General features: G+C 61.8%; 7 protein-coding genes. 5 read left to right on the forward strand and 2 right to left on the reverse strand.

The window, feature by feature from the left end; translation table 11 throughout:
* Positions 1-256: 256 nt before the first annotated feature.
* Positions 257-646 carry a hypothetical protein gene (locus SGJ19_03475; protein ID MDZ4779294.1) on the forward strand — a complete coding sequence of 130 codons (390 nt, stop codon included), beginning with the start codon at positions 257-259 and terminating at the stop codon, positions 644-646.
* Positions 647-1,022: 376 nt separating this feature from the next.
* Positions 1,023-3,008: a hypothetical protein gene (locus tag SGJ19_03480; protein MDZ4779295.1), complete on the forward strand. Its 1,986-nt coding sequence runs from the start codon at positions 1,023-1,025 to the stop codon at positions 3,006-3,008.
* On the opposite strand, the gene SGJ19_03485 is transcribed toward SGJ19_03480, so the two are convergent.
* The gene (locus SGJ19_03485; protein MDZ4779296.1) at positions 3,005-4,195 is read right to left on the reverse strand and encodes a M20 family metallopeptidase; all 1,191 of its coding nucleotides are present in this window, start codon (positions 4,193-4,195) and stop codon (positions 3,005-3,007) included. The genes SGJ19_03480 and SGJ19_03485 overlap by 4 nt on opposite strands.
* 639 nt (positions 4,196-4,834) lie before the next feature.
* Between SGJ19_03485 and SGJ19_03490 the strand changes: the two genes are divergently transcribed.
* Positions 4,835-7,132, forward strand: a complete 2,298-nt coding sequence (locus tag SGJ19_03490) for a S8 family serine peptidase (GenBank protein MDZ4779297.1) — start codon at positions 4,835-4,837, stop codon at positions 7,130-7,132.
* Between the two features lie 15 nt (positions 7,133-7,147).
* On the opposite strand, the gene SGJ19_03495 is transcribed toward SGJ19_03490, so the two are convergent.
* On the reverse strand, positions 7,148-7,687 hold the full coding sequence (locus tag SGJ19_03495; protein ID MDZ4779298.1) for a hypothetical protein: 540 nt from the start codon (positions 7,685-7,687) through the stop codon (positions 7,148-7,150).
* 286 nt (positions 7,688-7,973) lie between these two features.
* On the opposite strand from SGJ19_03495, the gene SGJ19_03500 reads away from it, so the two are divergent.
* Positions 7,974-8,420: an SRPBCC domain-containing protein gene (locus tag SGJ19_03500; GenBank protein MDZ4779299.1), complete on the forward strand. Its 447-nt coding sequence runs from the start codon at positions 7,974-7,976 to the stop codon at positions 8,418-8,420.
* 217 nt (positions 8,421-8,637) lie between these two features.
* Positions 8,638-11,565 (forward strand): hypothetical protein (locus tag SGJ19_03505; protein ID MDZ4779300.1); only part of this gene is annotated, 2,928 nt, incomplete at its 3' end.

Consider the following 11,565-nt stretch of genomic DNA (forward strand, 5'->3'; position numbering starts at 1 on the left):
CCAACTCTTGCCCGGCGATCGCATCGTCCTCAGCGAGGACCCCTGGCGAGCCGCCGACAACTGGATCGACAAAACCATCAACCCGTTCGAACGAGCGCTCGGCTTCGCCCTGCTAGGCTCGCAAACCGTGCAAAACATCAACCGCTTCCCGAAAGGCCTCCGCCAAGGGAGCTTCTAGGGTGAGCTGAAGGAAAGCCGTCACAATTATTGCCCCATGTCGCGCCTGCTGAAGGCCCACGGAACGGAGCATTCTGATATGAAACGCAGCATTCCATTATTCGCGTTGACCACGACCATCCTGCTGAGCGCCGCATCTTGGGCCAACGCTCAGAATTACGGGCAAATGTACAGCAGCATGCACCGTCCGACGCCCACGCGGCAACCGACGGTGAGCCCTTACCTGAACCTCCTCCAGTTCCAGGATGCCAGCGACGAATCCATCCCCGTTTATCAGACGCTGGTGCGGCCGTTCGTCGATCAGCGCCGCTTGAACCAACACCAGGTCAACCAGGTCTATCAACTGCAACAGCAAGTGGCTCGCAACGCGGTTCAAAGCGGCGGCACGGATCGACTTCGCCAAACCGGGCACACGACGATCTACGGCAATCATTCGCACTACTTTCCGAACTTATACGGACGCCGTTAAGTGCAGCGCCCCCGCGCTCACGTTCGGATCGTCAAGGACCTCGATTGACCCGACCACGTTGCTTGTTCGCCCGCTCTTTGGGCGAGCCGATTCGCATCAGCGGATGTGCATGCGATTCCCTGCGGCACTCTCTTACCCCCCCGCTCAAGGGTTGCCCAGGCCGGATGGGTGCCGTATCCTGTGTGTTCGGAAAAGTCGTTTCAAGTCCCGGATAAGATGCGCATATCGCGCATTAGTTGGCTGATTGTTTCGGGCAGAATCGGCTGATGAATATTCAAGACCGAGTCTGTTGGTCAGGGCTGCGCCGCTGCGCCCGGCTCAACAGGCGCGACGGCGCAATGGCGGCGCCGGCAATCCGTCGCGAAGGAGAACTGCTGTGCATCATGGCCTGCTTCGAAGTCTGTTCGCGCTGACGCTGGGTCTGAGTTGTTGCCTGAGCGCGGCAGCCGCGCCGCCAGCGGACGTCTTGCTGCCAAGCACCACGCGCGGCTTCGTCAGCATCCCTAATTTAGCGGAGTTGGAATCTCAGTTCGCTAAGACGCAGCTCGGGCAGCTCGCCCAAGATCCGGCGATGAAGTCGTTTTCGAATGACTTGAAGCGCCAGTTCGACGAAAAGCTGTCGGCGGGCTATGAGCGGCTCGGACTGCAGCTGGACGACATCCGCGACATGGCCTCCGGCGAAGTCGCCGCCGCGACCGTGCATGACGGCAAGGAACCGGCGGGCACCGCCGTAATCATCCATATCAAGGGGCGCGAGGAACAGGCCAAGCAGCGCTTGGAGCAAGTCTTCGCACGACTCAAGGCAGAGAAGTACACGCAGAAGTCGGAAAAGGAGCAGGACACGTTGCTGGAGATCTTCGATCGTCCCGCGGACCCAAAAATTGCCGAGCCGGCTCGCCAGGTCGTGTATTTCCTCCGCGAAGATCTGCTCTGCTGTACCGATCAATTGGCGCTCTCGCGTGAGCTGCTATCCCGGTTCGTCGAGCAACCAGCCAACAATCTCGCCAACCTCGATGCTTACAAGCACGTCGCGGAGCGCTGCCAGCGCGACGCTGGCGAAGCCCAGCCCCATCTTCGCTGGTTTATCGAACCATTGGCGTATGCCACGGCCATGCGTGATGCGACTCCGAAGCCCGCAGCTCACGGGGGCGCTCAGCAACAAGACACGTTGCAGATCATGAAGAACCAAGGCTTCGGCGCTTTGCGGGGCGTGGGCGGCTCCGTGCAGTTCTATCCGCAAGACGGCAAATACGAATTGCTGCATCGCACCGCGCTGTACGCTCCCGAACCATTTGAATTGGCGATGCGGATGGTGAAGCTGCCGAACGTCGACGGATTCGAACCGCCCGTTTGGGCCAGTCGCAAATTGGCCCGTTGGTCCGCGCTCAGCCTGGACGTGCAGAACGCGTTTGAGATGTCGGCGTCGCTGTTCGACGAAGTCGTCGGCGGCAAGCCCGGCACGTTTCAAAATGTGTTGAAAGATATCAAGGCTGACGTCAATGGTCCGCAGGTAGACATTAAGCAGGAACTGGTCACGAATCTCGATTCGCGGATCACGGTGCTCGTGGACTATCACACTCCCGGCGTCAACGATAGCGGCGAACGCCGCGTGATTGCCATCAAGAGTTCCAACCCCGATGCACTCAAAGTGGCGATCGAAAAAGTCATGAAGGCGGATCGCACCGCGTTGCCCGTGAAACTCGCCGGCGACGTCACGGTGTGGGAAATCTCGCCCAACGCCGGGAACGCAGCCCCTGGCCCGCCGGTACAAAATGGTCCGCCAAGATTGCGCAGGAAGGGACCGCCGCAGATTCGACCCATCAATCAACCGCCGCAGCCCCAAGCTCAGCAGGGCGGCTTGATGCAGCGTTCCGCGGTCACAGTTGCGCACGGGCACTTGTTGATTGCCACGCATGCGGACGCCTTAAAGGAAATCTTGGCCGAAGTAAAGCCCGAGGATCAACTCATCAACGATCCGGAATACCAGGAAACCATGCGTCAGCTGAATGAACTGGCGCCTGGTGCAGGCTGTGCCCGCGTCTTCACCCGGACGCGCGAAGCACGTCGCGTGGGTTACGAGTTGTTCAAGGAAGGGAAGCTCCGGCAATCGGATACGTTGTTCGCGCGGATGATCAACGTGATCCTGGGCGAAAAGCCTTCGGCCGCGCAGCCGCAACGCGTCGAAGCCGCCGAACTGCCTGAGTTCAAGGCGATCGCGCACTACTTCGGCCCGTCGGGCACTTCCTTTCAGAGCGAGGAACAGGGCTTTTTCGCCGTCGGCATGTTGCTGAAGCAACCGGAGTCGGCGTCGCTCGAAGTCGCCAAGGACACGACGCAAGACGTGGAACCGGGTAGCCGCTAAACCGGCGACTGTTCGAGAAACCGCACTAGGATCTCGATGGCCGCATCGAGTTGATCGAGCGCGAGCCATTCATCCGCCGTGTGGGCTTGGGCGATCGATCCCGGTCCGAAGACGACGCTCGGCACACCGGCTGCTGCGAACGTCGCGGCGTCGGTCCCGAACGGTACTCCGATAATGCGGCGCGAGTCGGAGACTGTTCGCGCCGCGCGCAGCAGTTGCGCGGCGATCTCTTCGTTGCCGACATCCGCCAATGGTGGACCGACCAAGAACGGCGGCTCATGCACGAGGTCACGCGGCACGTTCGGCTGGGCGGCCAGAAAGCTCCGCACGTGCTCGAAGCCGCCTTGCGCCGTTTCACCGGGCACGAGCCGGCGATCGACTTCGATCGCGCATTCCGCGGGGATCGTATTCACGCTCAGTCCGCCGGAAATTACGCCGACGCTTAGCGTCGCGCCGCCGCAAAGCGGATGGGGCGTAACTTCCTGCGCGGCGGTGCGTTGATACGCGTCCAACGCTTGCAATACGGGGGCCATCGCGTAGATCGCGTTTCGGCCTGCTTCGGGTTGCGAACTGTGGCTGGCCACGCCTGAGGTTTTGAGCCGCCAGCGCACCGCCCCTTTGTGCGCGGTAACGACGTTCAGTTCTGTTGGCTCGGCAATGATGGCCGCATCGGGCCGGCGTGGAATGATCGATGGTTCTCTCTTGTGCCACGATTTGGCGACGGCCAACGCTCCCGTGTAGCCGTGCTCTTCATTCACCGTGCAGGCCAGCAATACGCTGGGCCGTGACGGAAGATTTCGCGTGCGATCCAGCGCCGCGAGCATGGCGGTCATCCCGCCTTTGATATCGCAGGCGCCGCGACCGTAAATGCGTCCGTCGCGCACGGTCGGTTCCCAGGGCGGGATGGTCATGCCCTCGACCGGCACCGTGTCTTGATGCGCCTCGAACAGCAGCAACTTACCGCCTTCCAGCGGTCCGGGGCGTCCCTCGAGATAGGCCAGGATATTCTCGCGATTGGGCGCTACCGGTTGCCGTCGATAGGGCCAGCCGAGCCGCCGAAACAAGCGTTCCAGGTAGTCGGTGACCTGGTGCTCGTAGTATTGATCGCCGGTCGCCGGCAAGCCCATCGGATTCACGCTCGGGAGCGCGATCAGTTCGGCCAGCGTGGTCAGCGGTTCAAGCGACATGGGATCGCCGGGTAGCGAAGGAACAACGACGGGCATTGAGCGGCAGTCGCGATAGTACGCCGGAGGCGGCCCGTTCCACAATTGGTACGCTGCGAAAACCTGGCCATCCCCACGACACGCGCCGGCTGCTTGCTCCTCCGCGCAGGGTCGGTTATACCGATAGGGATGAACGCTTCGTGCCCGGCCTCCGTAAGAACTGCCGGACGAGGTTGTGTCATGCGGAAACGTGAAAGCGTTTCTCAGCGTGGCGGGGCTACTGAGCGTTCTGGCAAGTAGGCCCCGATTGCGGCCAGGAAGGGCTGCGCCCGGAACACGAGTCTTGATGAAGCCGCGTTTTAGAAAGCGGCGCGGGGCGTGGCGAATTGGCAACGGTAGTTGCTCTCGCGCGCGCCTTGGCGTTGTTTTTTGGAGACATCGGCGCTCGTGTTTCGTGCTGGATTTCCGCGGACGCCTGCGCGCTGCGCACAAGTTTCCGAAGATCGCCAACTGTCACGGAGAAAAAGCTAGGTTAGTTCGTTAACACGTGTGCTCCCAGCCGGATTCCCGCCGGAATCCCGTGTTTTCCCAGCGCTTTGCAACGACCCATTGTCCTAGTCTGGTGCGCCGTCTTCGCCAAGGCGGCGTCGGGAGTTTGAATGTATGCGTGGCCAACGCCTCGCCGGGGCGCGCGCGCCGCGATCGCCGCATCGAGTCGAGCCGTCCGTTCTGCGGATCGAGCCGCTCGAAGAAATTGCGCTGTTAAGCGCCGCCGCTTGGGATACGGACTACGCGACGTGGCTCGAGCAGACCTTCACGGTCGAAGCGGCCGCGAATTTTCAATTCAGCACCGATGAGTTGCAAGCGCTGGGCGATGTGAACGCCAGCGCCACGGACCCGTCGTTGAATCTGATTCGCGCCGAGGCCGCCGCGAACTACGGCTACAACGGCGCGGGCTATACCGTCGCCGTGCTCGATACGGGCATCGACTACACACATTCCTCGCTGGCTGGCAGCTACATCGGCGGTTGGGATTTCGTCGACAACGACGCCGATCCACGCGACCAGAACGGCCACGGCACCCACGTCGCCGGCATTATCGCCGGCAGCGCCTCAAGCACTTATCCGGGCGTCGCCTCGGGCGCAAAAATCCTGTCGCTCCGCGTGCTCGGCAAGGACGGTTCCGGCAGCTTTGCGAACGTCGAGAAAGCGTTGCAGTGGGTCGCGCAGCACCAGCAACAGTTCAACATCGTCGCCGTGAACATGTCGCTGGGCGCCGGTAATTTTAATATAAACCCGTGGCAATTCCTGGAAGACGACCTGGCGCTGCTCGAATCGCGCGGGGTGTTTCTCTCGACGGCCTCCGGTAATGGCTTCTCCACCTACGGCAGCCAACTTGGCTTGGGCTTTCCGGCTACGAGCAACTACACCGTTTCCGTCGGCGCCGTGTGGTCAGGCAATTTCGGCGCGGTGACCTTCGGCAGCGGCGCGAAGGATTTTTCCACCGCGGCCGATCGGATCACCAGCTTCAGCCAGCGCAGCGCGGCGCTTGATATTCTGGCCCCCGGCGCGTTCGTCACGAATGCGGCCATGGGAGGCGGCTGGGCTCGCCTGGCGGGAACTTCGATGGCCGCGCCGGTCGTCGCGGGCGCGGCCGTGCTGATCCATCAGGCGCTCGACGCCCGAGGACTTGGACACCTGGCCACGCAGAGTTTCATCCTGGACATCATGCAGGACACCGGCGTGACCGTGGTCGATGGCGACAACGAGCAAGACAACGTCACCAACAGTTGGTTGACCTTCAAGCGGTTGGACGTCGCGAACGCCTTGGCCGCGGTCGCGAGTCTCGGCGGCGGCGGAGGTGGTGGCGGCGGGACGACCAACCCGGGGACGCCGGGAACGAATCCCGGCACAACGAACCCCGGCACCAGCAATCCGCCGGTCGTCACGGTCAACCCGAACGCGAACTTCGTTCGCGCGCTGTATCGCGAATTGCTCGGCCGAGATCCGGACAGCGCTGGCCTGGCCTACTGGACACAGCAAATTGGCGGCGGCCTGAGTCGCACGCAAGTGGCAAAGTCGCTGTCGAACAGCCCGGAATATCGCGGTCGTCAGGTGGACGTGTCGTTCAACGATTTGCTGGGCCGCGCCCCGACTAGCTCCGAACGCAGTTATTGGCTCGCCCTCCTGACCGGCGGGACGGCCGCCGACGACATGGTGCGGACCGTGGTTTCCAGCGGCGAATACCAAAGCGCGAACGGCAACCTGGCTGGCTTTGTCAGCGCGGCCTACCAGGATCTGCTCGGACGCACTGCCGAAACCTCCGGTGTGAACTATTGGGTCAGCTTCCTGTCCACTGGCGGCACGCGCGCTCAGTTCGCCCAGACGTTGCTGACCTCGTCCGAATATCGTCTCAACACGATCGACAGTTATTACCAGGAATACCTGGGCCGCGGTGCGGGTCCAACCGAGCGGCAATGGTGGCTCGTGCAGGTCCAGTCCGGGACCACGACGCTCGGGACAATTGCCCAAAGCTTCCTGGGCTCCGACGAATACTTCGCCTCAGCTCAAGGCGCCTCCGGCGCCGGCGCTTTGTCGGAAGGACTCGCCCAACAAGATCATGTTGCGTCCCGCGCCGATCGCAGCGCGCTGGGCGAGGCAATCCTGCGGATCGACGGAAATGACGCTTCTTCGCGTAGCATGCGATCGCGCTTGGCCACCGTCGTCACGACGGACGACGCCACGCAGCGTTGGCAGGCGGTGGAGCGCGCTCGCGCCACGGCGCTGCTGAGCGTGGGCACGGAGTTCTCCGGTGTTAGCGCGGACACGGATCCGGCCATGGTCGACGCTACATTGTCGTCGACCCTGGAAAGCGGTCGCGACGAGTTGCTTGAATCGATCGTCACGTCGCATGAGACCGACGAGCAACTCCACGACGAAGTGGTCGAGTCGTTGGCGTAAGTTTTTGGACGTCAACTAATCAATCCACAACGGCGGCGGTGCTTCGCCAGAGCGTCCGGCTTTCGATTCCCAGTGTCGGCGCACTTCACCGAGGCCGAACGCGCACAACTCAAAGTCGTGGCTCAGGCGTTGGAGCACGTCGCGGGGCGGCTCGGTTTCGGTCGAGTCGATGGTGCTGGCGATAAAATACGCCCGCTTGCCTTCGGTCTTGTAATCGAGCAGGCGATCTTTCGTGCCACGCGTGAGCTTGGGGACCGCTTCGGGATAGACGCCGGTCCAGAACAGCGTGAAATCGCCGATGTGTCGGTGGACTTCCCGCTTGGCGTCGCCCAGACGTTCGCGCCCTTCGACCAGCATTTCAGCGACTTCGTCCAACGGACGCCCAGCAAGATTCCGCACTTGGCGCACGGAGTCCATGTGGATGAACCGAGCCAAGAGCCCGGAGATGTAATCGATCAGCGGCGGGTCGGCCACTCCCAACCGAGCTTCGAACGTCTGCTCGGTCAAACCCGCGAAGTATCGCTCAAGCGTCGTCGTTCGACGGCTGGGATACATAATCTGCGACCTCCTCCCAGGGCGGCGGAGTGACGGATCGCTACGCCGGGTTCGCCATCACCTCGCGGCGCGGCCACCGGGCCAGCGAGGCGGATCCGAGGCAATCTGGTCTGTCGAGGGGCGCGACAGGCGGGTGCAAGGCGCGCCAGGCTCGACGCGCCTCCAATGGCAACTATATGCTGGTTTTTCGGCGCGGGTCAAGGGAAACCGCCTTGCGCGTAAATCGGCCCAGGTAGATCGCCAACTTCAGTCGCGGGCAAAAAAAGCCTGCGGAAGGACACTCCCGATGTTGGAATTCAGTGGAGAGGAACGCTTCGAGCAGGATGCGGACCGTGTATTTGCGGTCGTCACCGACCTGGGGCTGCTGGCGCAGAACATTCCTGACCTCGTTTCCTACGAATTGGTCAGCGACCAAAGGCTCAAATGCGTCGTCCGCCCTGGTTTTTCGTTTCTGCGGATGACCATGAAGACGGAGATCGACCTGATCGGGGATCCGCCGGCACGTGCGGCAGACCTGCGCATCCGGTCTCAAGGCATTGGAGCGTCCATGGAGATCGAATCCCGACTCCAGGTGGCGGAGGCGGCCCCCGGTTCGGTTCTCAGTTGGACCGCCCGTGTCGTAAAGACCTCTGGCCTGGTGGCCACGATTAGTCCCGATCTGGTACGCGCGGCCGCCGAACAAGTCATTCGCGACGGCTGGCAACGGGTTCGAGAACGTCTGGCGGCCGGTTAGCCTTGGAAAGCCAGCGCCAAGGCAAGTGAAAACCGTCGAAACCGCACGCAAATTCCTTGTAAACTCCAGCACCGCCCGGTAGAGTAAAAACCTGCGGGAAAGTTGGGAAGTCTTGGTGCCCAGCGGATTTGCGCCCATCCGACGCGGCCGCCCAGCGCTTCGATGAAGCCCCCGCCAGGTAGTTCATCAGGTTGTCGATCCCCCAGGATGTGTTGCCATGCGAAAGAGTCTCCGGGTCGGGAGAATGCGCCGACGGTTTGTGGCCGCGGCAGGCTTGGGCTGTGCATTGTCGTTCACATTGCCCGCGCGAGCGGCGGATGTCACCTGGCAAGGTGACGTGACGCTGAACTGGGCGACGAATGCCAACTGGGATACAGCCGCACGCCCGACATTGAACGACGACGCATTGATCGACAACGGCCAGACCGTCAGTGTCATTTCCAATGTCGGCACCGCCGGCAATGTCTTCTTGGGCGGCGGCAGCACGGTTGATATCTCCGCTAGCGGATCGCTGACCGTCGTCACGGATTTCTCCGTGGGCAGCACTTCTGAGTCGCCAGGCACTTTGAGACAGAGTAGTGGCGTCCTCAACGTGCGGCAGTTCTTGAAGATTGGCGACCTCGCCGCTGGCGCGTATTCCATTTCAGGCGGCACGACGAACATCGGCCAAGATGGCGGCGTCGCGGCGCTCATCGCCGGCGCATCGGTCGATAGTACCATCACCGTCACCGGCGGAGAACTGCGCCAGGCGGATGTCGATGCGGACGACACTCAGACCAGGAATTACCTCGGCAGGGGGCCAGGCGGCGTCACGACAGTCAATCTTTCGGCCGGCACAATCTCCATGTTCGCGTCGACCACGATTGCTGAGGGAGGCGCAACAGCGGTCTTCAACCAAACTGGCGGCGTATACGAGACCCGCGAACGGAACGTTGTGCTGGGCGGACCCGGCACGGAGGAGAGTCTCAGTCAGGCCACGTATGACATCAGCGGCGGCACGCTCTCTACCGCCCTACGGTTGGTTGTGGGCGGCGGAGATTTCGCGACCGCCGAATTGAACATTCACGGCACAGCGGACATTCAAGTAGGCGAGTCGATGTTCATCGGCCTTGGCGAAAGCGCCAGCGGAGCGCAGGGCGAAGTCACGATGTCGGAAGGCACGATGGTCTTGGGACTCCTCCGCGATCCCTCGAATGAGCCCAACATCGTCGGCGACGATGACCTCGTCGTGGGCCTTTCGAGCAACGCCGTGGGAAAACTGAATTTGAGCAATACTGCCGATATTCAAGTTGGCGGAGCGCTGCTGGTCGGCGGCTCAACGCTTCGCACCGAAGACAACACGGATTGGATTGCGAATGTCGCACATGGCGAGGTACTCCAATCCGGAGGAAGTGTCTTGGTTGGCGCCTTGGCGGATCCCACCAATCTTCCCGGCACGGTCGGAGACGACGACCTTTTGATCGGTCAAGGCCTCGGTTCCGTTGGCGTTTACGAAATCACGGGCGGGAGTTTGATCGTACCGGGATTCGCGGTCGTGGGCGCCAACGGCTCCGTTGACGCGGAATTGCGTATCAGCGGCGACGACACGTTCCTCCAGCTGGCCGGACCAGAACGCGCATTTGACGTAGGCGGTCCAACCGGACGAACGCCGGATCATCCGAATTACGGACAGGCGACGTCCGGCCTTGTGACACAAGAGGGCGGCACCGTGTTTGTGGACGGCCAGTTGCAAATCGGTTCTGGCGCCACGGCCGATGGCGTTTATGACCTCCGTGGAGGGACGCTCGACGTCGTCGGCCGTACGTTGCTCTCGGTCGTGGAGCCATTTGAGTTCGAACCGGGCGAGATCTCGACTGCCAACAGCACGTTCAACCAGTCCGGCGGCGAGTCCGTTTTCCGTAGCCCAATTAGCGTCGGCTTTTTTGGCACAGGAGTCGTCAATTTTACCGGGGGGACGCTGATCTCTAATGTGCCGATCGATGGGATCTCGCTGGCGATCGGCGCGACGGACTTTTCCGCCGGCTCGCGGGTGAATGTCTCGGGAGGTGAATTTGAACTGCAAGGCACGGCCATCGTCGGCGCTTTGTCGGCCAAGGACGTGGAGTTGAACATTAGCGGCGACGCCGTCGTGACGTTCGGAGATTTCCTCCTCGTCGGCTCGGTCTCGGAAGCGGACGATCAAACGTCGAACGAGGGCCGCGTCAATCAATCAGGCGGCGTCGTGACCGTGCAAGGTCAATTGCAATTGGGCTCATCACAACCCGCTCAGGGGCAAACGGAAGCAGGACGCGCGAACGGTTCCTACCAGATCAGTGGCGGGACGTTGAATCTGCTTGAAACCGCGTTCGTGGGCGTCGACGGCGCCGGGACTTTTCATCAATCCGGCGGAACGGTCAACGCGCAGAATTCCATCGTCCTTGGAGAATTGCCTGGCTCCGAAGCCACTTTTGTACTTTCGGGCGGGACGTTGCAGCTCAATCGTGGCGCCATTGACAAGCGCGCTGGAGAAGCCTCGATCGACATGACGGGCGGTCGGATGGATGGCGTCGCGTTTATCGCCGCCACACTGACTCAATCCGGCGGCGTGCTGGCCACCGGCGGCGTGCCCAATGACGATCAGTTCGAAATGATCACCGAAATCGACGGCGACTACTTCGTTAGCGACGCCGGGGCCATTGAAGTTCAGATCGGCGGCCTGCTGCCGATCACGGAATACGACATCTTCCTCGTGCGTGGCGTGGCGCACGTCGGCGGCAGCGTGAATGTTTCGTTCACCAACGACTTCACTCCTTTATTAGGCGATGAATTCGAAGTGCTGTTCTCGGAAGGCGGCGATGTCATCGGCCAGTTCGACTTACTGTCGTTCCCCGATCTGCCCGGCCTTGATGGCGAGTTGGACTACCGCGGAGAAAGCGTGTTTCTGCGGATTGTCGGACCCGGCGGCGATGTGGAAGGAGACACGGACGACGACGGCGACGTCGATATCACCGACTTGAACAACGTGCGTAACAATTTCGGTAGTGCGGCGCCGCCCATCGGCGACACCGATGAAGACGGAGACGTCGACATCAGCGACCTCAACGCCGTGCGCAACAACTTCGGCGTTGGACAAAACTCACCGCTCGCTGCTTCGCCGTCGACGGCG

This window comes from Planctomycetia bacterium, from assembly GCA_034440135.1.
GTDB lineage: Bacteria > Planctomycetota > Planctomycetia > Pirellulales > JALHLM01 > JALHLM01.